Annotated in this window: 17 protein-coding genes; 6 read left to right on the top strand and 11 right to left on the bottom strand. The window is 64.5% G+C overall.

All coding sequences use genetic code 11. The features are described from left to right. Position 1: 1 nt before the first annotated feature. Positions 2–694, top strand: coding sequence for an urea ABC transporter ATP-binding subunit UrtE (gene urtE / locus AABN02_RS12480; RefSeq protein WP_338415256.1), 693 nt, complete (start codon positions 2–4; stop codon positions 692–694). A gap of 10 nt (positions 695–704) precedes the next feature. Here the strand turns inward: urtE and AABN02_RS12475 are convergent, their stop codons facing one another. The 6 genes from AABN02_RS12475 to AABN02_RS12450 all read right to left on the bottom strand — a co-directional run bounded on the left by AABN02_RS12475 (position 705) and on the right by AABN02_RS12450 (position 8,980). Further along, positions 705–2,183, bottom strand: coding sequence for a hypothetical protein (locus AABN02_RS12475; protein WP_338415255.1), 1,479 nt, complete (start codon positions 2,181–2,183; stop codon positions 705–707). Next, entirely contained in the window at positions 2,180–3,499 is a 1,320-nt protein-coding gene (locus AABN02_RS12470; protein ID WP_338415254.1) for a ParA family protein, read from the bottom strand. The genes AABN02_RS12475 and AABN02_RS12470 overlap by 4 nt, the downstream gene beginning before the upstream one ends. Then, a complete protein-coding gene (locus AABN02_RS12465) occupies positions 3,496–3,945 on the bottom strand; it encodes a hypothetical protein (protein WP_338415253.1) in 450 nt (149 codons plus the stop codon). The genes AABN02_RS12470 and AABN02_RS12465 overlap by 4 nt, the downstream gene beginning before the upstream one ends. After that, positions 3,942–4,691 carry a SprT family zinc-dependent metalloprotease gene (locus AABN02_RS12460; protein ID WP_338415252.1) on the bottom strand — a complete coding sequence of 250 codons (750 nt, stop codon included), beginning with the start codon at positions 4,689–4,691 and terminating at the stop codon, positions 3,942–3,944. The genes AABN02_RS12465 and AABN02_RS12460 overlap by 4 nt, the downstream gene beginning before the upstream one ends. Positions 4,692–4,697: 6 nt before the next feature. Then, on the bottom strand, positions 4,698–7,877 hold the full coding sequence (locus tag AABN02_RS12455) for a type I restriction endonuclease subunit R (protein ID WP_338415251.1): 3,180 nt from the start codon (positions 7,875–7,877) through the stop codon (positions 4,698–4,700). A gap of 119 nt (positions 7,878–7,996) precedes the next feature. Beyond that, positions 7,997–8,980, bottom strand: a complete 984-nt coding sequence (locus AABN02_RS12450) for an alpha/beta hydrolase (RefSeq protein WP_338415250.1) — start codon at positions 8,978–8,980, stop codon at positions 7,997–7,999. 59 nt (positions 8,981–9,039) lie between these two features. On the opposite strand from AABN02_RS12450, the gene AABN02_RS12445 reads away from it, so the two are divergent. Next, positions 9,040–9,162 (top strand): hypothetical protein, encoded by a 123-nt coding sequence (locus tag AABN02_RS12445; RefSeq protein WP_338415249.1) that lies wholly within the window; start codon positions 9,040–9,042, stop codon positions 9,160–9,162. A 126-nt stretch (positions 9,163–9,288) separates the two neighbouring features. Here the strand turns inward: AABN02_RS12445 and AABN02_RS12440 are convergent, their stop codons facing one another. The 4 genes from AABN02_RS12440 to AABN02_RS12425 all read right to left on the bottom strand — a co-directional run bounded on the left by AABN02_RS12440 (position 9,289) and on the right by AABN02_RS12425 (position 14,655). After that, positions 9,289–10,149 (bottom strand): hypothetical protein, encoded by an 861-nt coding sequence (locus AABN02_RS12440; RefSeq protein WP_338415248.1) that lies wholly within the window; start codon positions 10,147–10,149, stop codon positions 9,289–9,291. Positions 10,150–10,157: 8 nt separating this feature from the next. After that, entirely contained in the window at positions 10,158–10,532 is a 375-nt protein-coding gene (locus tag AABN02_RS12435) for a hypothetical protein (protein WP_338415247.1), read from the bottom strand. A 539-nt stretch (positions 10,533–11,071) separates the two neighbouring features. Beyond that, entirely contained in the window at positions 11,072–12,256 is a 1,185-nt protein-coding gene (locus tag AABN02_RS12430; RefSeq protein WP_338415246.1) for a restriction endonuclease subunit S, read from the bottom strand. Then, positions 12,253–14,655: a class I SAM-dependent DNA methyltransferase gene (locus tag AABN02_RS12425; protein WP_338415245.1), complete on the bottom strand. Its 2,403-nt coding sequence runs from the start codon at positions 14,653–14,655 to the stop codon at positions 12,253–12,255. The genes AABN02_RS12430 and AABN02_RS12425 overlap by 4 nt, the downstream gene beginning before the upstream one ends. A gap of 125 nt (positions 14,656–14,780) precedes the next feature. On the opposite strand from AABN02_RS12425, the gene AABN02_RS12420 reads away from it, so the two are divergent. The 3 genes from AABN02_RS12420 (at position 14,781) to AABN02_RS12410 (ending at position 16,869) form a co-directional block, all read left to right on the top strand. After that, a complete protein-coding gene (locus AABN02_RS12420) occupies positions 14,781–14,984 on the top strand; it encodes a type II toxin-antitoxin system VapB family antitoxin (RefSeq protein WP_338415244.1) in 204 nt (67 codons plus the stop codon). Between the two features lie 5 nt (positions 14,985–14,989). Then, positions 14,990–15,373, top strand: coding sequence for a PIN domain-containing protein (locus AABN02_RS12415; protein WP_338415243.1), 384 nt, complete (start codon positions 14,990–14,992; stop codon positions 15,371–15,373). 173 nt (positions 15,374–15,546) lie between these two features. After that, entirely contained in the window at positions 15,547–16,869 is a 1,323-nt protein-coding gene (locus AABN02_RS12410) for a TIGR03862 family flavoprotein (RefSeq protein ID WP_338415242.1), read from the top strand. On the opposite strand, the gene dnaE is transcribed toward AABN02_RS12410, so the two are convergent. After that, positions 16,848–20,423, bottom strand: a complete 3,576-nt coding sequence (dnaE, locus tag AABN02_RS12405) for a DNA polymerase III subunit alpha (RefSeq protein ID WP_338415241.1) — start codon at positions 20,421–20,423, stop codon at positions 16,848–16,850. The two genes, AABN02_RS12410 and dnaE, sit on opposite strands and share 22 nt — an antisense overlap. 251 nt (positions 20,424–20,674) lie before the next feature. Between dnaE and AABN02_RS12400 the strand changes: the two genes are divergently transcribed. Continuing rightward, positions 20,675–23,665 carry a tubulin-like doman-containing protein gene (locus tag AABN02_RS12400; RefSeq protein WP_338415240.1) on the top strand — a complete coding sequence of 997 codons (2,991 nt, stop codon included), beginning with the start codon at positions 20,675–20,677 and terminating at the stop codon, positions 23,663–23,665. Positions 23,666–23,670: the final 5 nt, after the last annotated feature.

Here is a 23,670-nt window from a genome sequence, read left to right as displayed (position 1 = left end):
CATGCTCAAGGTCCAAGGTCTGAACCAGTATTACGGCGGCTCGCACATCCTGCGCGGGCTGGATTTCGAGGCGAAACTCGGCGAGGTGACCGTCATCCTCGGCCGCAACGGCGTGGGCAAGACGACGCTGCTGAAGAGCCTGATGGGCGTCGTGCCGATCAAGACCGGCACCATCGCGCTCGACGGCGCGGACATCTCGAAGGACACGCCCTACGACCGTGTGCGCAAGGGCCTCGGTTACGTGCCGCAGGGCCGCGAGATCTTCGGCCGGCTCACGGTCGAGGACAACCTGCTGATGGGGCTGGCGTACAAGAAAGCCAGCGAGCCGATCCCGGCCGAGCTGTTCGAGCTGTTTCCGGTGCTCAAGCAGATGATCCACCGCCGCGGGGGCGACCTGTCGGGCGGGCAGCAGCAGCAGTTGGCCATTGCCCGCGCGCTGGCGGCGGGGCCGAAGCTGCTGGTCCTGGACGAGCCGACCGAAGGCATCCAGCCCAGCATCATCAAGGACATCGGCCGCGTGATCCGCATGCTCGCCGACCGCGGGAACATGGCGATCGTGCTGGTGGAGCAGTTCTATGACTTCGCCGCGGAGCTGGCGGATCAGTACCTCGTGATGGAGCGGGGGGAGATCATTCAGCGGGGGCGTGGGAAGGACATGGAGGTGGAGGGGGTTCGGCGCTTGATGTCGATCTGAGGCCAGCACCTCAACGCTTTGGAGTCACACCACCCTTGCGCAGCATCTTGGCCGCGACGCGGTAGATGTCCGGGATGTTGATTCGACCGTTCGCCCGGCGTTCCGCCACCCCGATGCGTAGCAGCGCCTTGAGAATCGCGGCCGGCTGCGGATTGTCTGTCTCACTCAGCTCAATCGGCTCCAGAAACCGGCCATTCGAATGCGAGATGGCGCCAAGCGTTCGGGCCTCATTCCATCGGGTGAATAACTCGCCTTCTCCGCAAGGTACCTGCTGGTCAGCCAGCGGGGAGATAACTTCTTCGATCCAGCCGTAATCTTCTTTCAGTTGCTGAAGACGCAGCTCGGATGCGCCCTGTATACCGGCACGCAGTCCGCTGGGATTGAGTGCGCGTCTGGATTGAGAAGCGTCTCGGTGTCGAGCGGCTTGGCGGACAGCTTCGAGGAATGTGCGGGGGCTGACACGTCCATGTGCATCGGCGAGGTGTTTGGGTAGCCAAGTGTAGGTACGCCCTTTTTCCTTGTTCGCCCCCATGAATTCTCCGGCCATTTCCGAAAATACCTTGGCTTGTATGCCAGTGTCATCTTTCAAGGAAGAGGGCAGAGTCGGCTGATGGTCCTGCGGGAGAACGATGGAACAAGCCTCTCGCACCATGTCGGAAAATAGGGGGGCCGCTTGGACATCGTTTGCCAATAGCGTGTAGAGCAAGCCATACAGATCTCGTTCCTCCCAAGTCAGATCGACGCGAGACCCTGGGCTCAGGAGTTTCGATGCATCAGGAAATGCACCGATGCCTGTGTCGTCCGCCTGATCGACCCGCAAAAATATCTTGGGTTTGATGGATCGGTAGGTCCGCATGGCCAGCGTGACCTGAAGCAGTGCCCGTGTGCGTTCACGGATCTGGCGCCAGTCCTGCCCCAAGTGATCTAGCGCATCGAACAGCACGACGACACGCCTGTTCGCCTGGCGCAGCGTCTCGTCCGCTTGGCGGAGCAAACTTTGCGTTCTGGCTGCATCGGCGCTGACCCAGGTGACAAGCCCATCGGGTCCTCGCAGCTTGGTGGGTACCTGCAGATCGACATGGGCTGCCACGCTGCGCAGCACGACTGCACGCCACACCTTTTCTGGTGGGTGGCCATCGGTGTTGATCAGATCGTCCAGTTCCTCCCGACTGGGGGCGCCATGGTGGTCGCTGTCCCCACCGGCGAAACCAAGCGAGACATCACACCGTTCCAGTTGCAGACGTGGATAGCTACCGGCCACAAAATGTCGGGTCGTCGTGTCCAGCAAGGTGGCCGACCAGAAACTCTTGCCGGTGCCTCTTCCACCCACCACGACAGGCCGTTCAGGATCAAGCGCCGCTTCGTGGCCTTCTGGCGCATAGATCTGGCTCAGTGTCGGTGGCACCGTTGCAGAACTGCTGGGGGCGGGCTCCAGATGGCCCAAGGTCGTGCGCAGCGTGGCAACAGGATCGATCATTGTCTGAATCATGGTCGGAATTGTTGCAGTAGTGCGCCATACGTCCGCGCATACAGGTCAGGCATCAGTTCAGATGGTTTTGCCAGCGGATTGAATTCCACGTAGTTGGAATCTCGCAATACCGGCCACGCATGGTGCGGTGCCTCGGGATCGTCCACCGAATATTCCGGCAAGGTCACGGTGTCAGCTTGGCTGTCATCCAGAGGAAGATCCTTGTAAATCCACTCCTGAAAAATCGCGTGCGCGCGGTCCCGGAACACTTGCTGCTCCTCGGCGTTCGCCGATGCCTTGGCATGCACCATGTGGAATCGATCGAGCCAGTCATCGTCAGCGGGTCGGTCGAAACGGGCCAGGTGCGCTAGCAGGTACCGATAACCGGCAAAGGTCTGGGGCGTGTTCTCGCCGAACAAGAGCACCTGCGCCTCCAGCCCGAGCAACGCTGCAGCCGTGGATTCATTGAGTCCTGCCCGCGCATCGATCAGCACGACGTCGTAACGCTTGAGGCTGGTCAGGCGATCCGTGAGCTGGCGTGTTCGGTCGAGAAAGCTGAGGGTTCGGCCTTCCTCGTCGAAGCTCTCCAGGTAAGCCCTGGCGATTTTCGCCAACACATTGGCGGGATGCCGCTGCGCCAGTGTGCCTACGGCTGGTACCACATCGATCAGCCCCTGTCCTTTGCCGAAGGGGCTGGCCGACATCATGTCGAGCAGAAACTCGTCGTCCAGTGTTCCGACATGGCTTTCTACATGCGCATCCAGCAGACCGTAGCGCGGCAATTCCTCGGGTACCAACAGCATGTGGCCCAGTCCAGGCGCTTCCAGATCCAGATCGATCACCAGCACCTTGCGGCCCTGCCTCGCTAGTTCAGTCGCGCTGACGGCCAGCGCCGTGCTGCGACCAACACCGCCCTTGATGCTGAAAAACACATGACGCGACGGGTGTGCTGTCGTGATCCGACCGACTGGGGCATGGAGCCAATCCTGACCAACGATGCGTTGCTCCAGAACGCTGACCCGCAGCGTGGCGCCACCCTCCAGCGCGATCTGTTCGCTGTAACCACGGGCCTGTTGGCGCAGACTGGTCAAGCCGGGTTGTGTGGGAAGCAGAATCGCCGAATGGGTGCGTGCATAGCGGCCGATGGCGGTTTCGGCAGCCGTTTGCGCGGCGGCTGTCTGTGCTTCCTGCATGGACACGGCACTGATGAAGGCCAGTTGCCCATTGGCATTGCGAAGAAACTGACCGGTTTGCACGGCGTCAGTGCCGAGTACGCCGACCAGCGCCTGGGCGAGTCTGGGCAGACTGTCGTCGAAGCGGGGCGTGTCCTGGGTCACAGCATCAACCCCATGGCTTCATCGGCGTGCGTTCTCCACCGGGCGGTCTGTGCCGGGCTCACTGTTCCCGTCGTGGCGTAGCGCATTTCAATGCTCCAGTGCTGGAGGTAGTTGTCTCGTTGCATCAGCCCGCGCAGCGGTGCGGCACTGCGGCCACTCAAGGCATCCAGAACCAGCGGTCTGAGGTCCGGCCAATGTTTCCAGTAAGCGGGGTGATCGGTCAGCACGCTGTGGTGGCGCTGCAGTTGGTGCTTGACCGCACATTCGGCGGCCAGACCGAAGTGATAGGCCGCATTGTCCAGACGAGATTCGTCTTGCAGCTTGCAGCCATCCACGAAGTGACGGTTGGCTGCACTGCCCATGTCCGCTGTATACGCCACGATCTGCCGATGCCTTGTTGGTGCGATGACGGTGATTACATCACTTGGCCGCTCGGCAGGCGTCACTCCCGCCACACCTCGTCCGCCAGCGTCCCCTGGTTCAGCTCCGCCCGCAGCGACGCCCACGCCGGCAGCACCCGGTCCAGCAGCGCCCTGAAGCGCTCGTCGTGCCGCCGCTCGACGAGGTGCGCGAGTTCATGCACGACGACGTACTCGATGCACGCTGGCCGGTGCCGCGCCAGGTCGAGGTTCAGCCAGATGCGGCCGGTCGCGGGCGTGCAACTGCCCCATTTTGTTTTCATCCGCTTCACGCCCCAGGCGCCGACCGTGACGCCCAGCACCGGCGCCCAGCGCGCCAGCAGCTCGGGCACCAGCCGCTTCATCTCGGCGCGGCTCCACTCCTGCAGCACCCGCGCACGCCGGTCCCGGTCCATGCCGGGGCGCACCTGCAGCCGCAGCGTCGTCAGCCCGACGCGCTCGACCTTGGGCGGCGCGTCCACCTCGACCACGCGCAGCCGACGCCGCTGGCCGAACACCTGGTGGCTCTCGCCGCTGACCATCTCGCGCCGTGATTCGCGTGGTTGCGCCGCAAACCGCGCCTGTTGCCGGCGGATCCAGCCCAGCCGCTGCACGACCGCGAGCCGCACCGCCTCGTCGTCCACCGCCAGCGGCGCCGCCACGCGCACGCGCCCGTCCGGCGGGTAGACACCGAGGTGCAGGTGCTTGATCCGCTGGCGGGCGATCTCGACGCGCAGGCCGCTGATGTCGAGGTGGTGGGTCTGCGATGGAGAAGAAGGCGAGGGCGAGGGCATCGGTGATCAGTATTCGGGCTGGTTCCGGACCAGCTCAAGGATACGGTCCGCCCGTGCATCCAGTTCTTCCTGCGCGCCGCTGCCTTCCGCTGCGATCAGCACGCCCGGCGCACCCAAGGCCAGCTTGATCGCCGTGCGCAGCTTGCGCGTCTTCATCTTCGCGTTGACCGTGCGCCAGTCGTCCTCCCGGTGTGTCACCACGGCGTGGTGGACGCTGAGCGCGAGCGGCTGGTTCTGGTCGAGGTTGTCGAACAGCGCCTGTTTGCCGGGTGTGTCGATAGCGCGCGGGTAGGCCGCGCCGGAGGAGGGCGACTGCACCTGCCGCGCCAGCGCGCTGGCCTGCTGGAGAAATTCGGCGTAGTCGATCGCCTGTTCCCGCCGCTGCGCGATCAGCGCGTCCAGCAGCGCCGACATGCGCTCGTAGTATTTCGGGTTGACCGGCGACTCGTCGATGATGACCCGGCGCACGTTGTTCTCGATCGTTTCGGCGACCGACTCGGTGCTGGTGCGCAACCCGTCCGGCAGCGCCTCGACCGCTTCGGGGCCGCGCGTGGCGAGCATCTGCACCAGCGTCAGGTCGTCGAAGGCCGAGAGCTTCTCGCTGTCGCCCGCCTGCACGTAGGTGTCGATCAGGTGGCGCATCGCCGGTTCGTAGGCCTTCAGGTCGATGTAGTCGCCGCTGCGGATCTTCACCGCGCTGCGCACCGCCTCGAACTGCGTCACCTCGGCTTTCAGCGCCTTCACCTCGTCGGGCGTGAGGCCGGCTTCCGCGAAATCACCCGCGAGGTTCGCGTAGGCGCGCACCAGCGCCGCGGTCAGCTTGTAGAGCGCCAGCCGCTGGCCTTCCCGTGCCTTGAGTTCCGCCGCGTCTCCCGCTGCCGTGCCGCAGAAAAAGCGCAGGTAGGTTTCCATCGTGCGCGGCGTCTCGACTGGCTCGCACAGCGCCCGCACCGATTCGAGCACCTCGTCCAGCCGCTCGCGGGCTTTGTCGATGCGGCTGGTGATGAGGCCGGCGATGTCGGTGGCGTCGTAGCCGTCGAGCGCGCCGCGGGTGTAGTCCTGGATCGCGCCCTCGACGCGCTCGAACAGGTGCTTGTAGTCGACGATGCAGCCTACCTCCTTGTCGTCGCCGTCCAGCCGGTTGACGCGGCAGATCGCCTGGAACAGGCCGTGGTCGCGCATCGGCTTGTCGATGTAGAGGTAAGTCGCGGGCGGTGCGTCGAAGCCGGTCAGCAGCTTGTCCACGACGATCAGCAGTTGCATCTGCGCCGGCTCGTCGATGAAGCGCTGTTTCACCTCGGTCTCGAAGTCGTCGATGCGCTGCACGGCTTCGTCGGGCGGCAGCTTGAACCAGTCGGCCAGCATCCGGCGGTAGGTCTCGTATTTCTGCAGCGCGTCCGTCACGCCCTCGCCGGTCGCTTCGCCCTTCACGTCCGCCACCTTCGGCACGTAGGAGCTGACCACCGCGCAGCGCCCTGCCAGCGGCGTGCGCGCAAACAGGTCGTGGTAACGGCACGCCTCGTACACGCTGCCCGCCACCAGCATCGCGTTGCCGCGCCCGCTCTTCAGGCGGTCGCGGGTGGCCATGTCGAGCAGGATGTCGGCCACGATCTGCTCCAGCCGGCTGCGGCTCGACAGCAGCGTCTGCATCGTGCCCCAGCGCGCCTTGAGCTGCGCCTTGGCGAGGTCGGTCAGCGCGGCGGTGTGGGCCTCGAACCAGTCGTCGATCTTGCGCTGCGAGGTGATGCGCTGGTCGATGTCGCGCGCTTCGTAGCGCAGGTCGAGCACCACGCGGTCGCGCACCGCCTCGTTGAACTTGTAGGTGTGGAGGTAGCCGCCGAAGACCTCGATGCTGCGCTGCTTGTCGCTCTTGAGCAGCGGTGTGCCGGTGAAGCCGATGAAGACCGCGTCGGGCAGGATGGCCTTCATCGCGTCGTGCAGTAGGCCGGACTGGGTGCGGTGGCATTCGTCCACGAAGACGTGGAGCCGGCCCCGCGCCTGGAAGCCTGGGGGCAGCGCCTTGCGGATCGCTTCGACAAACCCGGCCACGTCGCCCGCATCGCCGCCGTCGTGTTCGTCGCGCGCGGTTTTCCGGCTGACGCCGCCGAACTTGTGGACCAGCGAGCCGATCAGCCACGGCCGGTCGTCGCCCAGCACGCGCACGAGATCGGCGCCGTCGCGGGTGCGGTGGAGCTGTTCCTGCACGCCGTGGAAGACCTTTTCGATCTGGGCGTCGAGTTCGGTGCGGTCGGTGATGATGAGGACGCGGGCGTCGGCGATGTGTTCGCGGATCCATTTGGCCAGCCACACCATCGTCAGGCTTTTTCCCGAACCCTGGGTGTGCCAGAGGATGCCGCCCTCGCGGCGCTGCAGGTGGGTCTGGGCGGCGCGCACGCCGAAATACTGGTTGTGGCGACAGAGTTTCTTGCGCCCGCTGTCGAACACCACGAAGTCGTGGACCAGCTCCAGCAGCCGCGCCTTGGTGCAGAGCCAGCCGAGGTGCTGGTCGAGCGGGCTGCGCGGGTCGTCGGCGAGGTCGGCGCCGTCTTCGCGCCAGGTCAGGTAATGGCGCTCGGGCGTGCCGATGGTGCCGTAGCGCAGGCCCTCGGTGTCGCTGCCGGCCATGACGAACTGCAGCGTCGAGAAGAAGCCTTCGATGAACTCGGGTTTCTGGTTGTCGAGGTTCTGGCGGATGCCTTCGGACACCGAGACGGTGGAGCGTTTCAGCTCGATCACGGCGAGGGCGATGCCGTTGACGTACAGCACGAGGTCGGGGCGCTTGGTGTGGGCGCGCGGGTCGTGCGGCTTGACGGTGACTTCCTCGGCGATGCCGAAGTGGTTGCGCTCGGGGTGTTTCCAGTCGATCAGCCAGACATCGCGGGTCTGCTCGCCCGCGTCGGGGCGCACCTTGACGCCGTAGCGCAGCAACTCGTACACGGCGCGGTTGCGGTCGTGCAGGCGCTGGACGCGGTCGTTGGCGGTTTGTTCCAGGTGGAATATCGCGCGGTTGGCGAGTGCGGCGTCCACGCCTTGCGCCAAGAGAAAAGCCCGCAGCAGGGCGGGCTCGATGTTGCGGTTGTCGGGACGGTCGGACCAGTGGCCGAGGTAGGTGTAGCCGAGGGACTTGATGAAGAGGCGGGTCACTCGGGCTTGGGTGGCGGATTCTTTGAGGTCGATTGTTGACATGGACTGGTTCCCTGGGACTCGCACGCTAGGGCGCAAGCGTAGTTGAGCAGTGGGCGCCAGACCAAGGCAGACAGGAATTCCACCGTCAGCACCGATCTACGTGTGAATCATGTCGCGAATCACTGGGTCATCTTCCAGTAACGCCCATTCTGCACGGGCGAGATATTGGGCCTTTCACGAGGGGAACGGTTGTCGGTGATCAGCCTATACATGTCGAGCAGCACGTCGATTTCTTCGGCCACGTAGGAGTGGCCGAGCAGGCTCAAGTCGGCGGAACTGACATCAATGGTGTCCATTTTTGGCAAGATCATTGGGGGCGGGAGAAGGCCCGCCCGCGGATAGTCAGACAGCGTTTTCGATGCGCTCAAGGCCCTGTCCTTGGTTGAGGCATAAAGGGTGACTCTGTCCGCGATTTCAGTGTATATGCCAGCGTCCTGTATGAATTCATCGGCATCGACATCGGGCGCAGCCAGAATTATCTGCCCGAAGCGCAGACCTTTTCCGATCGCTGCTTGCATGGAGGGGCGAAGCATGGTTTGCAGTAGAGCATAGTTGCCCATGCTGTGTGCAATGAGGTGTATCTTTTCAGCGCGGGATTCTTTGGATATTTTGATGAGGAATTGTGCCAGCAACTCAGCACTGGTTCTCGCGGCCTGTTGGTCTGCGATATAGGCGGCGGTGCTGCCCTTTGAGGGCCAACTGAATGAGACCATGGCTGGTACTCGGAGTTGATATCCTATGCTCGCGGATCTCTGAATTGCTTCTTCGAATGTGGTCTGAAATCCATGTATGTAGACCACGCAATATTTGTCTGCGCTTCTTTGACTGGATAATTCTGATTGCAGGTTATTGAAAAATTCCGACGAAATCATTGGCAAGGTGTTTCGTATTTTTAGATGAGACTCTGATTGACTGGAAAAAAGATTCGAGATAATATTCTTGGGGGCGAGTGATTTTAGATAGTCTTCGCTGATTTTTACGAAGGCTTTTCCATAGTTTGTGGATTGACCTCTGTCGTTTGTGTATATGGTGTCTCCGTTGGCTTTAGTTGCTGTTTTTCTGGTCGTTCCATACCAAACCGGATAGATGTTGCCTAAAGGCATTAACACTGGAGGTGATGGAGCAGGGGCAGGTGATGCCGATGGGTATGGCATTGATGTAGGTGCAGGTGCAGGTGCAGGTGCAGGTGCAGGTGCAGGTGCAGGTGCAGGTGCAGGTGCAGGTGCAGGTGCAGGTGCAGGTGCAGGTGCAGGTGCAGGTGCAGGTGCAGGTGCAGGTGCAGTAGGTCTGGTTTCTATAGGTGCAGGAGGTGCTATGTCATTATTTGATGCGCAGCCAAATAAAATAAGAGATATTAATGCAGATGACGTACTTATAATGTAGTTTTTCATAATTTGTCTGCTGCTGATGGTTAATATTGAACAGTCAGATATAATCCGTACTGTGAAGTTTTCTCGAAAGCAGGTGCAGTAGCTCCATAATCTCGCTTGAAATCGAAGTAAGTATGGTCGTTCATCGGAATACGTATAGTCAATGCCGCATAGTTATAGCTAATTTTTTCTGAGAAATCTCGCGTGGCGTTGGCCTCAATCAGAATGCGCCACTTCGCTAAATCTGTCCCAAGTGCATCCAACAGTGTACCCGCCACACCAGTCGCAGGCTTAATCCCGAAGCACTTACCTATTTCGAAAGCTGACTTCACTTCGACCTTGATACGCCTGAGTGAGGAATTGAAACCGACTGCTGGATTTTCGCGAGTTCTATGACCCAGTTGACCAATTACACCAACTATTGGGTTGCCGCCAAGCTTGAAGCAAGACGGGTCACTGGATCCCTTGAACGGTACATATCCGGCTTCAAAAAGATAGTCACGGTTTTGGAAGCTGCGGTCAGCGTCAAGCCCTAGCGTGACGGGAATTGTGTGTATCCACGCTGCAGACGGAGTTGCTCGTACCCCGTCCACAACAACGTCTTCTTGCGTAGGTGAGAACCTCACCGCGCCATAACGAACCGCCAAGCCGCCAAGCGTGCCTTTGTCTGTCACATCAAGGTCAATGTTGCGCTTGATGACATAAAAAGAAGATCCATTGGCGCTGACAAGCGCATCTTCCAACTCGTTTCGATTCGCATATTTGACAAGTGCGCGAACAGTTGCCGCCTCTGCACGCTCTTTGACGGAACCCAACGAAAGCGTCAGAGGCTTAGCTGCTTCTTGAGCGGGGCATATGTCAAAAATTGCAAGTGTAGCCAGAGTGAATATAATGTATTTCATTTTTCACCTCAACCTGAAATTTTTGGTGCTAAAGACGAAATGTTCTCATCAATCCAGGATTCTGGCCATTTTTTGTCATGCCCTCCATTGCGCACGATGTCTCGTCGCGAGAGTGCCTTGAACAGTGTTCGAGAACTAATTCCAGCAATATCAAGGTCACTGAGGGTATCTTTGAATATGGTCTCATCAGTGACTAATGTATTGTTCGTGCTCAGGTTCCTCAGATGAAATCTCAGAATAATCTTTACCTTGTGAGTTGTAAGTCCTGTTTCCCCAGAGGAGCTTTCTGCAGCCTCCCCCGATTGTGTTGCGGTTGCTGGCTGAATTGTGTTTCCACCTGCGAGTTGCTTTGAGGATGGGGTCTTTAAAACAGATTTTGTCATCATGCGCTCCAGTTTTTGGTTGTTGGGTTATGGGGTCAAATCCTTGATGAATTGAATGCTTTTGTTCGCAAGTTTCTTTTGTCTTTGTCGGATTGATTTCTGGATAGAAAAGTTATTGACTTTCTCCGCCACGAATTGCTCTGGATGCCAAAATAAATTCTGAGGAAAACAGAAGGCCAGAGCACTCGTCTTGATCTTGAGCCGAGAGCGAAAGGCCGTCATCCTTAATTTGTAGGATGAACAGCCGCTTCACGCCTCACTGCAGTGCGCTTTGACCGCAAGTCAACGCCATCTCAACGTTCGATCTGAAATGATGAATTTGTGAACTTCGGCACGCTTGTAGCGTGACGTTGTTCACGAAAAGTGCCGACTGGTGGCGGTGGGAGCAAGCCAATCCCGCCAGCTTGGGCGGGGTTCAGTTCATCATCGAGGGATTTTTTGATCCAGATCCATGCATTCACATGGTGGAATCTTGCGGCGAGCGAGTGACGCCGCGTGGTGCGCCAAGCCGGTGCATTCCGGCCTGGCGGGTAGTTTGGTCAGATCAATCGAACCCGGCCGCTCAATAGCTCTTGCATCATCCCTTGCTTGATGAGGCGGGTTTTTTCTTGGCGGGCTTCGAGGGCGGTGATCTCGGTGTCCATGTCGAATAGAACCGCGGCGATGGCGGTCTGTTCTGCTGCCCTGGGGGTGCGAATTTCTTTGTTCAGAATGTCGCTGCGAGAGATACCAGGAATCAAGCCAGTCGCTGCGGCCCCGATTATGGACGCATCTTGTTGAAGAAGCTGGTGTATGAATTGGGTACACCAGTCAGACTCGACTCTGATGGCCATAAGTTGGCGACTGATGCAATAGGTGCCGTCTGACATGACCATTGTGCCGACACCTGAGCCTTTGACTGTAATCAGTATGTCGTCGGCTTGACAGAGAGTTGTCGGGCTTGTGGTGAATTTGCTGTGCTGAATTTTTCCATCTTGGAAGTCAGATGGGCCCGTAATGTATGGGCATCCTATTTCGTCAGTGTTGCAGTGCTCGGCTAGCACATGCTGTCCTGAGAGTAGGCTGATTCCATCGCGGAGTTTCTGTGTGCGCCAAACGTCAGAAAACCCCGGCAACCTCCGCCTCCCCGTCAACAACTCCTGCATCGCCGCCTGCTTGATATCCCGCTTCTTGGCGATGAGTTGGTCGAGCTTGGCGAGCAGGGCGTCCGTGTCCGACAGGGCGGAAGCAATGGCGCGTTGTTCGTCCAGCGGCGGTACGGGCATTGGCAGCGCGGCAAAACGACCTGTACCCAAGTGCGCAATGGAGGTTGTTTGCGATGCGATGGCAGCGAATGTTCCAAGCCGAAGAAAATTCTGAAAAGTGTATTGAGCAAACTCCGGCAGTACATCCGAATTCGCTCGGTATCGAATCAGCGTGTTCTGAAAGCAGCAGTCCGGCGGATCGCCGCGATAGATCGCACTCCGTCCGACAAGTTCAAGGCTTTGGCCTTCATTGAGAAGAATGTCGCCCGGCGCAAGAAGAAAACGCTTACTTTCCTCCTCGCTGAAAGGCATTTCAAATACATCGCTGGAATCTATGTATCCATCAAATACGTTGGCAACTCGAAGATATTTCTGTGGGGAACCCGTGGCGTGCGGCGATCTTTGGCGTCCACCAAGGACTTGTCCCGTTTTGCCAATAGGTATTTGTGGCCAGTTGCTGGCTGTATTTGAATTATTCATTGCTGAGCTGAGCAGATATTTTTGAGATGGGCATCAACCCGGGTCGAAAGATTATCTAAATCGGTGAGTAAATCCGGCAACGGAACTGCATACCGCTCCCCCAACTCCCGCACCCGCCCCGTCAACCCCTGCGACACCCGATCCAGCTCCGACTGCACATCCGCCGCCAGCCGCGTCATCCACTTGTCATCGATCACCAGCGCCCGGATCTCGTTGTCGGTCAGCGCCGCGTATTGACGGGCGGCCTTCGTCTCCAGCGCCTTGCGGGCGTCCTTGATGCGCCGCCCCGCATCGGCTTCCTGGTCGTTCAGCACCAGCCATGCCTCCAACTGCACCCGCTCGTCCGCCGCCCCCGGATCGCCCTTGACCGCCTTCAGCCGCGCCTTGACGCTCAATGCCGTCAGCTTGCCCTTGTCCGTGCGCGCCTCGGCCCCGAGCAGCCCGTCCTCGCCGCCGTGTTCCTCTTTCAGTTCCTCCAGCAGCCGCGTGAACCCGTCGCGCACCGTCTCCAGCTCCGCCACCCACGCCGCGTCCGCCGCGAAATAACGCGCCACCACCAGCGCCATCGGGATCAGGTCCGTGTTCGGCTCCATCCGCCCCGCCGTCGCCCACGGCCGCTGCGCCCGCCAGCCGTCCTGGACGATCTGCGACACGTCGTCCTGCATCACCTCGTCCCAGTAATCCATCAGGTGCTGGTACACGTCATAGGCGTCGATCAGCGGCGCCCCCTCGAACCGCGCCAGGATCGACTCCCCCAACGCCCGCACCAGCGCCCGCGCCGCATCCCCCACCGCCAGCGCCCGCAGCCCCGCCGTGCTCTCCTCGCGCCACGCCGCAAACCGCCCGCTCACGGTCGCATTGAACGCCGTGAACTCCGCATGGCCGAAGATCGCCGCCCGGATCTCCGCCGCCGGCACCTTCAGCCGCACATGCCCCGGTCGCCCCGCCAGATCCTCGAACAAGGCCGCCCGCACCCCCGGAAACACCGCCCAGTAACGCTGCAGCGCGTCGATGTCCCGCCGCGGAATGCCGCCGCGCAGGTGCGCCTCGATGTCCTGCAGATCCTCCGGCTCGCTGCCGTCGATGTAGCGCGGGATGTTCAGGTTCCAGTCGTTGGCCTCGATCTCCGCCAGCGGCACCCGGCGCGCATACCGCTCCGCCTCGCCCTGGCGCGTCACCACGTCCACGATGCGGTGGATGTCCTGCGCCCGCAGCCGGTTCTTGTTGCCGTCCTTGCGGAAGCCCCGGCTCGCATCGACCACGAACACGCTGTCCCGCGTCGCTGCCTGCGACTTGTCCAGCACGAGGATGCAGGCCGGGATGCCAGTGCCGTAGAACAGGTTCGCCGGCAACCCGATCAGCGTCTGGATGAAGCCCTGTTTCAGCAGCCGCTGCCGGATCAGCCCCTCCGCGCCACCCCGGAACAGCACCCCGTGCGGCAGGATCACCGCCGCCCGCCCGGTGCTCTTCAACACCTTCAGGATGTGCAGCAGGAAAGCGTAGTCGCCGTTCTTCTCCGGCGGCACGCCATACACGAAGCGGCCGAACTCGTCGTCCTGCGGCTGCAGCCCGTTGCTCCACGCCTTGCTGGAGAAGGGCGGATTGGCCACCACGTAATCGAAGGTCTTCAACTGCCCCGCCGCGTCGCGGAACTGCGGCGACGACAGCGTGTTGCCCTTCTCGATCGCGCCCGTGGTGCAGTCGTGCAGGATCATGTTCATCTTGGCCAGCGCGCTGGTGGCGTTGTCCATCTCCTGCCCGTAGAGCGTCAGCCCGTTCGGCGCCTCGGCCGCCACCTTCAGCAACAGCGAGCCGGAGCCGCAGGTCGGGTCATGCGCGCTCCTCGACGCCGGCGTGTCCGCCCCGATGCCCAGCAGCCGCGCCATCACCGTCGAGACCTCGGCGGGTGTGTAGAACTGGCCCTTGCTCTTGCCGCTCTCGGTGGCGAAGTGGCGCATCAGGAATTCGTAGGCGTCGCCGAGCAGGTCATCGCCCTCGGCCCGGTTGCCGCTGAAATCCAGCCCCGGCGCGTTGAAGATGCCGATCAGGTTGGAGAGCCGATCGATCATCTCCTTGCCCTTGCCGAGCTTGTCCGGGTCGTTGAAATCCACCAGCGTGATCACGCCCGTCAGGTCGTTTTCCTCGGCCAGCGCGGCGATCGCCTTGTTCAGCTTGTCGCCGATCTCCTTGTCGCCCTTGAGCGCCACCAGATCACTGAAGCGGCTGCCCTCGGGCACGAAGATCTGGCCGTCCGGATCACCCGCATACCGGTCGCTGACGTATTTCATGAACAGCAGCACCAGCACGTAGTCCTTGTACTGGCTGGCGTCCATGCCGCCTCTCAACTCATCACAGCTCTTCCACAGCGATGCATACAGTTCTGATTTCTTGACGGCCATCTGTTCTGGTCTCGGTTGGCTGAACACGCGGGGCGGAGCGTACCTTGCTCCGTGCCCAGCACAGGAATCGCACCTGGTGTCGAATATGATGCCAATCATCATCCATCCAGATGCAGGAGCCCGCCATGAGAACCACCGTCACCCTCGACGACGAGCTGTACGAAAAAGCCCTCGCCATGGCCGATCCCACCATGGACAAGGCCGATCTTTTCCGTGAAGCGGTCAAGACCTTCGTGCGGGTGCAGGCGGCCAAGCGGCTGGCGGCGCTGGGTGGGGCCGTGCCGGACATGCAGGACGTACCGCGCCGCCACGAAGCGCCTGCGGCGTGAGCGTCATGGCCTGCGTGCTCATCGACACGTCCGTCTGGGTGGACCACTTTCGCCACCACAACGGCGCGCTGGTCGCCCTGCTCGGCCTGGACATGGCCTGGACACACCCGATGGTGGTGGCCGAACTGGCTTGCGGAACACCACCTGCACCACGCCAACAGACACTCGACGACATTGGGCAGCTCCAGCCCGTTCGGCAGGCCACGCTGTCCGAGGTGATGGCGCTGATCGAGCGCGAGCGCTTGTACGGGCTGGGATGCGGGCTGGTGGATCTGGTGCTGCTCGCCTCGACTTGCATCACGCCGGGGGCCACGCTGTGGACGCTGGACAAGCGACTGGCCGGGTTGGCTGCACGGATGGGCGTCTGCTACGGGCCTGCTGCGCATTAGCCGCTGTCGCACCCCAAGCCCCCCCGCCCCCCGTCATCCTCGCGAATGCGAGGATCCACGCCTGCCAAATACGGTCATTTCGATGCGTGGGTGCCCGCTTTCGCGGGCATGACGGGATGGGGTCGCGCAGGCTGTCTGTCAAGTTGGCCGTGACAGGCCACTAGACTCCCCAGATGTCTACGCCCCTCCGCTCTGCCTTGCCCCCCCACATCGCCGTCATCGGCGGCGGCCCCGCCGGCCTCATGGCCTGCGAAACCCTGCTCGCCGGCGGCGCCCGCGTCGAGCTGTACGACGCCATGCCCTCCGTCGGCCGCAAGTTCCTGCTCGCCGGCAAGGGCGGCCTGAACCTCACCCACGCCGAGCCGACCGCCACCTTCCGCGCCCGCTACGCCGAGCGCCAGCCCGAGGTGGCCGCCTGGCTCGACCGGCTCGACGCCGACGGCCTGCGCGCCTGGGCGGGCGAGCTGGGCATCAGCACCTTCGTCGGCAGCTCCGGCAAGGTGTTTCCCGCCGAGATGAAGGCCGCGCCGCTGCTGCGCGCATGGCTGCACCGGCTGCGCGTGGCGGGCCTGACGCTGCACATGCGCCACCGCTGGAACGGCGCAGTCGTGCCGGCCGCCGAGCCCGGCGCCGGCCGCTGGCAACTCGCCTTCGACGCGCCCGCCGGCCCGCAGACCACCACGGTCGACGCCGTCGTGCTCGCCCTCGGCGGCGCGAGCTGGGCGCGGCTCGGCTCGGACGGCGCGTGGCAGCCGTGGCTGGCGGGGCAGGGCGTGGACGTGCGCCCGCTCGCGCCGTCCAACTGCGGCTTCGACATTGCCTGGAGCGAGCACCTCAAGGGCAAGCAGGCCGGCGCGCCGCTCAAGGGCGTGCGCCTGACGTTCACCGACCGCCTCGGCCACCACTTCAGCCGCCTGGGTGAAGCCGTGGTCAGCGCCAACGGCATCGAGGGCAACCTCGTCTATGCGGCGTCCGCCTTGCTGCGCGACGAGATCGCGGCGAACGGCCACGCCGACCTGCACCTCGACCTGCTGCCCGCCAAGGACCTGCCGACGCTCACCACCGCGCTGGCCAAGGGCCGCGGCGCCCGCTCGATGCCCAACCACCTGAAGGAACAGGCGGGGCTGACCGGCGTGAAGGCGGCGCTGCTGCGCGAGGGGCTGGACGCGGCGCAGTGGACCGCGCTGTGTGCCGATCCCGCTGCGCTCGCTGGCCGCATCAAGGCGCTGCCGCTGCGGCTGACCGCACCACGCCCGATCGACGAGGCGATCAGCAGCGCGGGTGGCGTGCGTCTGGAGGCGATGGACGCGGGGCTGATGCTTGCGGCGCTGCCCGGCGTGTTCTGCGCGGGCGAGATGCTGGACTGGGAAGCGCCGACCGGCGGCTACCTGCTGACCGCGTGTTTCGCCAGCGGGCGCGTGGCGGGGCAGGGCGCGCTGGACTGGTGGTCCGCTGCCCGTGCCGCCGCACCGGCTCAGGCCGATTCGTCGCTGTAGACCATCCGCGCCGCGCCGCGCGTCTGCACTTTCCACCACGCCAGCGCGGCGTCGCTCGGGAAGAAGCGCACCGCGTCGCCGAGGTCCACATCCCCCGTGGCCGTCTCGCGCTGGATGCGCAGCCGCACGTTGACGCCTTGCGGGCGCGCTTCTTCGCCGAACTCCGAGGGCGGGGCCGGGCGCGCCGGGTGCTCGGCCAGCAGCGCCTCGAACGCCGGCAGCGTGTCCGTCACCGGGACGAGCAGGTGCCGCGCCCGCTGGCTGCGCGCCGTGGCGAGGTCGGTGATCTGCTGCACGTTGAAGCGCAGGCCGCCGCTGAAGCGGTCGTTCTGCACCTTGCCGGTGAGGATGAGCAGCTCGTCGTCCTTGAGCTGCGCCAGGTGGGCGTTGAGCAGCTCTTCGGCCACCACCGATTCGATCGACCCCGTCTTGTCGTCGAACTTGAAGATCGCCGCCTTGCCGCGCTGGCCATTGACGATGCGCAGCTCGGCGACGATGCCGGCCAGGGTCTGCGGTTCGCGGCTGTCCTGCGCGTCGCCGATGCAGCGGCGGGCGAACTGGCGCACCTCGGCTTCGACCTGGTCGAACAGGTGGCCCGAGAAGTAGTAGCCCAGTGCCACCTTCTCGTGCGTGAGCCGGGTCTTCACGTCCCAGGTCTCGACGACGGGGTAGTCCGGCTCGCGGGTCGAGCTGCCGTGGTCATCGTCCGCGCCACCGAAATCGAACAGGCCGACCTGGTCCGCGTGCGCCGCCTGTGAATCGGCGTATTCGAGCGCGAGGCCGACGCTGGCCAGCAGTTGCGCGCGGCCATCCAGCCCGAGCGGGTGCAGCTTGTCGAAGCCGCCGGCCTTGATCAGCGCCTCGATGACCCGCTTGTTGAGGCTCTTGCGGTCGACCCGCGCCGCGAAATCGAACAGCGAGCGGAAGGGCCCGCCCTCGGTGCGCGCCCGGATGATGGCCTCGATCGCGCCCTGGCCCGTGCCCTTCACGGCGCCCAGCCCGTAGCGGATCAGCTTGTTGCCCGCCTTGCCCGGCGCCGGCTCGAAGCGGTAGACGCCGAGGTTGATGTCGGGCGCTTCAAATGCGATCCCGAAATTCTTCATCGCGTCGTCGCGCAACACCCGCAGCTTGTCGGTGTCGTCGAGTTCGATGGTCATGTTGGCCGCGAAGAACTCGGCCGTGTGGTGGACCTTGATCCAGCCCGTGTGGTACGCCAGCAGCGAGTAGGCGGCGGCGTGCGACTTGTTGAAGCCGTAGCCCGCGAACTTCTCCATCAGGTCGAAGACCTCGTCGGCCTTGGCCTCGCTGATGTCCTTCGCGGCCGCGCCCTTGCGGAAGATGGCCCGGTGCTCGGCCATCTCGTCGGCCTTCTTCTTGCCCATCGCGCGGCGCAGCATGTCCGCACCACCCAGCGAGTAGCCGCCCAGCACCTGCGCGGTCTGCATCACCTGTTCCTGGTAGACCATGATCCCGTAGGTCTCGGCGAGCACCTTTTCCACCAGCGGGTGCGGGTACTCGACCACCTCGCGGCCGTGCTTGCGCGCGACGAAGCTCGGGATCAGGTCCATCGGGCCGGGGCGGTACAGGGCGTTCAGCGCGATCAGGTCTTCCAGCCGGCTCGGCTTGGCGTCGCGCAGCATGCGCTGCATCCCGCCCGATTCGAACTGGAACACCGCCTCGGTCAGCCCGTCCGAGAACAGCCGGTAGACCGCGGCGTCGTCGAGCGGGATGGTCTCGAAGGCGAAGTCCTTGCGGTGCTCGTGGCGGGTGACGATGAACTCCTTGGCGAGTTCCAGGATCGTCAGCGTCGCCAGCCCCAGGAAGTCGAACTTCACCAGGCCGATCGCCTCCACGTCGTCCTTGTCGTACTGGCTCACCGCCGAGTCGCTGCCGGGCTGCTGGTACTGCGGACAGAAATCGGTGATCTTGCCGGGGGCGATCAGCACACCGCCTGCGTGCATCCCGATGTTGCGCACCATGCCTTCGACGCGCATGGCCAGGCTCAGCAGCTCGGCGACTTCTTCCTCGTTCTTCTCACGCTCTTCCAGCTCGGGCGCTTCCTTGCGGGCGTAGATGACACCGCTGTCCGGCTCGGCCGGCACACGCGCCAGCGTCACCGACTTGCCCGGCGGGGCGGGGATCAGCTTGGCGATCGAGTCCACATGGCCATAACCCATGCCCAGCACGCGGCCGATGTCGCGCAGCGCGGCCTTGGCGGCCATCGTGCCGAAGGTGGCGATCTGGCTGACGGCGGCGCGGCCGTAGCGGTCCTTGACGTAGTCGATGACGCGGTCGCGGTTGCCCTGGCAGAAGTCGATGTCGAAGTCGGGCATCGACACGCGCTCGGGGTTCAGGAAGCGCTCGAACAGCAGGTTGTATTGCAGCGGGTCGAGGTCGGTGATCGACAGCGCGTAGGCGACCAGCGAGCCAGCGCCGGACCCCCGCCCTGGGCCGACCGGGCAGCCGTTGGCCTTGGCCCAGCGGATGAAGTCCGACACGATCAGGAAGTAGCCGGGGAAGCCCATCTTCAGGATCGTGCCGATCTCGAATTCGAGCCGCTCGACGTAGCGCGGGCGCTCGGCGTCGCGCTGCGCGACCTTGGGGTAGAGCATGGCCAGGCGCTGCTCCAGCCCTTCGAACGACAGCTCGCGGAAGTAGTCGGCCATCGGCATGTGGCTGCCGTCGGCGAGTTCGGGCGTCGGGAAATCAGGCAGTTGCGGCTTGCCGAGCACCAGCGTCAGGCTGCATCGGCGCGCGATCTCGGCCGTGTTCTCCAGCGCACCGGGCAGGTCGGCGAAGAGATCGGCCATCTCCTGCTGCGTCTTGAAATGCTGGTCGCGGCTGAAGCGCTTGACCCGCTTCGGGTTGCCGATCGTGTCGCCTTCGGCCACGCAGACGCGCGCCTCGTGGGCGTCGAAATCGTCGGCTTCCAGGAACTGCACCGGGTGCGTGGCGACCACCGGCAGCTTGAGCTTCGCGGCCAGCGGCACCGTGGCGCGCACATTGGCTTCGTGGCCCGGCAACTGGGCGCGCTGCACCTCCAGGTAGAAGCGCGTCGGGAACATCGCCGCCAGCCGCTTCGCCAGATCGCGCGCCCGGGGCAGATCCCCCATCGCCAGCGCCTGCCCCACGCAGCCCATCACGCCGCCGGACAGCACGATCAGGCCTTCGCCCAATTCCTCCAGCCAGGCCCACTTCACCCAGGCCTGGTTGTTGCGCTGCACATTGGTGATCCAGGCCCTTGAGAGCAGCTCGCACAGGTTCAGGTAACCCTGCCGGTGTTGCACCAGCACCAGCAGGCGGGACGGGGGCCGCGCGTCGCCCGCGGTGGCCGGGCCTTCGGGTTCGAGCCAGAGGTCGGCGCCGAGCAGCGGCTGCACGCCCTTCTTGCGGGCGGCGTTGTAGAACTTGATGGCGCCGAAGAGATTCGACAGGTCGGTGATGGCCATGGCGGCCTGGCCGTCCTTGGCTGCGGCCTTGACCGCGTCATCGATCCGCAGGGTGCCATCGACGACGGAGTACTCGGTGTGGGTGCGCAGGTGGACGAAGTTCATCCGGGAATTGTAGGCAGCCATGCCACCCCCCGGTCCGGATGTGCCGGATGTGCCGGAAAGTGCCGTTTAACGCGCGCGCCCGAAATTGAGAATATCGCAGAATGACGCCGCTTTCACCCCTCTGTTTCCGGTGCAGTCCGAAGCCGGCCGGGGTAAGTTGATCGGCTGAACGCCCACACCATATGCACACGTCGCGCCCGATGCCGGGCAGCAGCGACACGGACGACCTGTATTCAAGGCTTGACCATTCAATGAACCATTTGTTTCTCGGGCTCGGTGGAGCCGGTGTCCGGGTCTGGCAGGCGCTGCAGCAGCGCCTGCAGTCCCGCGCGGAAGGCGCGCCGACCAGCCGCCGACCGGCGGTCGAGGCGGTCCTGCTGGACACCGATGCCCGCACACTGGCCGACCACGCACCGGGCTGGCGTGTGCTGGGCGTGCGCACGCTGCCGCCCGCCACGCAGCGCGTGCTGCTCACCGCGGACAGCGAGGCCCTGACAACCCTGCTGCAGGCGCGCGCCGACCTGCGCTCCACCGTGGCACCGGACGGCCAGGGCTGGGCCGAGCGTCTGCAGCAGCTCGGCGCCGTCGATGCACCGCTGTCGCGCGTGGCCGAGCGCCTGCCGGGCTGGCCGACGCGCCGTCTGGGCCGGCTGCTGCTGGCGCTGCACCAGGCGCGCGTGCGCTGCGGCGTCGATGCCGCGGTGCAGGCCCTGCAGGCGCGCAACGCCGACAAGGCGCTGACCATCCACGTCGTGGCCCACCTGGGCGGCACGACCGGTGCCGGCCTGCTGCTGGACACCCTCGCGCTGCTGCAGCGGCATCCGCCCGCGCTGCGCTGCGTGGTGCAGGTCCATGTCGAACTGCCCGACCAGGACAGCGCCGGGCCGCACCCGGCGCCGCTGGCCGAGGTCCAGGCCTACGCCGCGCTGCGCGAGCTGCAGGCCGCCGCGCAGTCGGGGCTGTTCGAGCTGTGTTTCCTGGGCGCGATGACCGACGAGCGCGGCCTGCAGCCCTTCGACGCCGCGGGCCGGGAACACCGGCTGGCGGACTGGCTGTTCCACCGCATGGCCGAGGCCGGGGACCCGCTGTCGGCGCCGGTGCGCGCGCCGGGCGCCGTCCGGGTCGGCGAGTTCGCGGCCTTCGGACTGGCCGAGCGGAGCGCGGACCGCCACGCCGTGCGCGCCCACCTGAGCCACGAGCTGATGCTGCGGATGCTGGCCCAGCTGCGCTACAACCACTGGCGCGCGTGCCTGGGCTTCGTCGCGCATCCACGTTCCGTCGAGCACGAATCGCTGACCGAGCTGATGAACGCCTGGGGCCTGAGCGACGCCCATTTCCAGCTCGCCGTGCCGCTGCCGGAAATCGACGGCGACACGCCGCCCAGCCTGTCGATCGAGCAGGAATGGCAGATGCTCGAGACCCACTTTGTTGGTCTGATCTCGCTGGTGACGCCCTCGCGCCGCATCAACGAGCTGCGCCGGCTCTTCGACCAGGGCCTGTCCGAACGCTTCCGCGGGCAGGGCATCGAGGCCGTGTTCGACCAGCCCGACCACACGCTGCGCCGCCGCGCGGTCGTGGTGCGCCAGCGGGTCGAGAACAGCCTGTGGGACGACTGGCGCCAGGGCCGCCGCGCGCTGCACGAGTGCGGGCAGCTGCTGGCGTCCGTGCTGGCCGATCTGGCCGACCGGATCGAGCCGCTGCACCAGGAACAGCGCGGGCTGGAGACGCAGGCCACCGTGCTGAACCGCCAGCTCGACACGCTGGAGCAGGCGGCGAGCGGCCCGCTGCAGTCCCTCGGCCTGCTGCGCGGCGTGCGCGAGCGCGACCTGTCCGAGGCGACGACGCTGCTGCGCGAATACGCGCTGGCCCGCACCCGCTCCAGCGCCATCTCGCTGAGCCTGCGGCTGCTGACCGAGGTGCAGTCGCAGCTCACCACGCTGCAGGGCATGGTCGACGGCGGCGAGATGGCCGTGGCCACGCTGGCCGAGGAAACCGATGTCGCCGCCACCGCGACGCTGCCACCGCTCAACGCCGCCGACGCCGATGGCCGGCTCGACACCCGCGAGCTGCTGGCCCACTGGCGCACCCAGCTCGTCACCCGCGAATCCGTGCAGCGCGAGCACCTGCGCGTGCTGCGGGCCGGGCTGTTCGCGCAGCTGGGTGAACACGCCAATTTCCGCATCTTCGCGCAGCGCATCGGCGAGCAGGAGACCTGCGATGCGCTGCTGGCGGCCTGCGCGAAGCGGCTCCCGCCGTCGGCCCTGCAGCCGGTGGCGGCGGCGGCCTGGGACGCCTGGGTGATGCGTCTGCATGGCGAATCGGACGCCGCGGCGCGCGACCTCGCCACGCTGCAGACCCGCGCCAGCATCGGGCTGGCCTGGCTGCCGGCCGTGGCCGCGGGTCGCCTGGTGCAGAGCGAACTGCTGCGCGTGCCGGCACCTCCGCGGCCGGCGCCGGTGGAGGACGATGAGGTCTCCGGCACAGACGCCGCCAACGAGAACGAGCGCGACGGTGCTGATCCGGACGATCTGGACCTGGACGGCGGGCAGACCGTGGTCCGGCGCCCGGTGGCCCGTGTGCTGCCGTTGCTGCCGAGCGTGGCGGACATGATTCACCGCGTCAGCCGCCTGCAGCCGCTGGTGCAGGAACTCCAGGAAGGGCAGGGCGAGCTGGTGCTGCTGCGCATGGTGCGTGGCCTGCCGCTGCAGGCGCTGCCGCGGGTGCAGGAGCTGCACCTGCGCCACGAAGCCCACCGGCTGCAGGCTGGACGCGCCGCACTCTGGCTGCAACTGGACGACGAAGCCGCACTGCCCGAACTGCTGGCGGCCGACGTGCAGGCGCAGAAGGCCCGTGCCCGCACTGTGGTGCTGCTGGCCGAGGCCTTCGGGTTGCTGCGCGAGGACACCGATCCGGTCAGCGCCGAGCCGGTGCTGCTGCATGTGCGTCTGGACGAGGACGGCTTCGAGCTGGACCGGGTCAGCCTGGGCCGGGGACCGGTCGACGCGGTGGAACAGGCGCGCGAGCGGGTGCTCCACGACCTGCACGACGAGGTGACGCTGCGGCTGCGGGCGCGCGACATGCAGGAACCCCAGGTGCAGAACGGACTGCGTGACGCCATGCGCCAGCGCATCGATCTGCTGCGCAACCAGGCGCCGCCAGAACAGCGCGACACCGTCAGTCGCGAATGGAACGAGGCGGCCCGTGCCGCCATGAAATTGGCCAGACAGGAATCCGTGCAATGAGTCGA

It is taken from the genome of uncultured Sphaerotilus sp. (assembly GCF_963924895.1).
Taxonomy (GTDB): domain Bacteria; phylum Pseudomonadota; class Gammaproteobacteria; order Burkholderiales; family Burkholderiaceae_C; genus Sphaerotilus.
This window is presented reverse-complemented; position numbering and strand designations above follow the sequence as displayed.

Coding starts and splice junctions, on each gene's coding strand:
- AABN02_RS12410 (WP_338415242.1), top strand. CDS start 15,547: ATGTCTACGCCCCTCCGCTCTGCCTTGCCCCCCCACATCGCCGTCATC.
- AABN02_RS12400 (WP_338415240.1), top strand. CDS start 20,675: ATGAACCATTTGTTTCTCGGGCTCGGTGGAGCCGGTGTCCGGGTCTGG.
- AABN02_RS12420 (WP_338415244.1), top strand. CDS start 14,781: ATGAGAACCACCGTCACCCTCGACGACGAGCTGTACGAAAAAGCCCTC.
- AABN02_RS12455 (WP_338415251.1), bottom strand. CDS start 7,877: ATGTCAACAATCGACCTCAAAGAATCCGCCACCCAAGCCCGAGTGACC.
- dnaE (WP_338415241.1), bottom strand. CDS start 20,423: ATGAACTTCGTCCACCTGCGCACCCACACCGAGTACTCCGTCGTCGAT.
- AABN02_RS12435 (WP_338415247.1), bottom strand. CDS start 10,532: ATGACAAAATCTGTTTTAAAGACCCCATCCTCAAAGCAACTCGCAGGT.
- AABN02_RS12460 (WP_338415252.1), bottom strand. CDS start 4,691: ATGCCCTCGCCCTCGCCTTCTTCTCCATCGCAGACCCACCACCTCGAC.
- AABN02_RS12475 (WP_338415255.1), bottom strand. CDS start 2,183: ATGATTCAGACAATGATCGATCCTGTTGCCACGCTGCGCACGACCTTG.
- AABN02_RS12440 (WP_338415248.1), bottom strand. CDS start 10,149: ATGAAATACATTATATTCACTCTGGCTACACTTGCAATTTTTGACATA.
- AABN02_RS12430 (WP_338415246.1), bottom strand. CDS start 12,256: ATGAATAATTCAAATACAGCCAGCAACTGGCCACAAATACCTATTGGC.
- AABN02_RS12415 (WP_338415243.1), top strand. CDS start 14,990: ATGGCCTGCGTGCTCATCGACACGTCCGTCTGGGTGGACCACTTTCGC.
- urtE (WP_338415256.1), top strand. CDS start 2: ATGCTCAAGGTCCAAGGTCTGAACCAGTATTACGGCGGCTCGCACATC.
- AABN02_RS12450 (WP_338415250.1), bottom strand. CDS start 8,980: ATGCCTTTAGGCAACATCTATCCGGTTTGGTATGGAACGACCAGAAAA.
- AABN02_RS12425 (WP_338415245.1), bottom strand. CDS start 14,655: ATGGCCGTCAAGAAATCAGAACTGTATGCATCGCTGTGGAAGAGCTGT.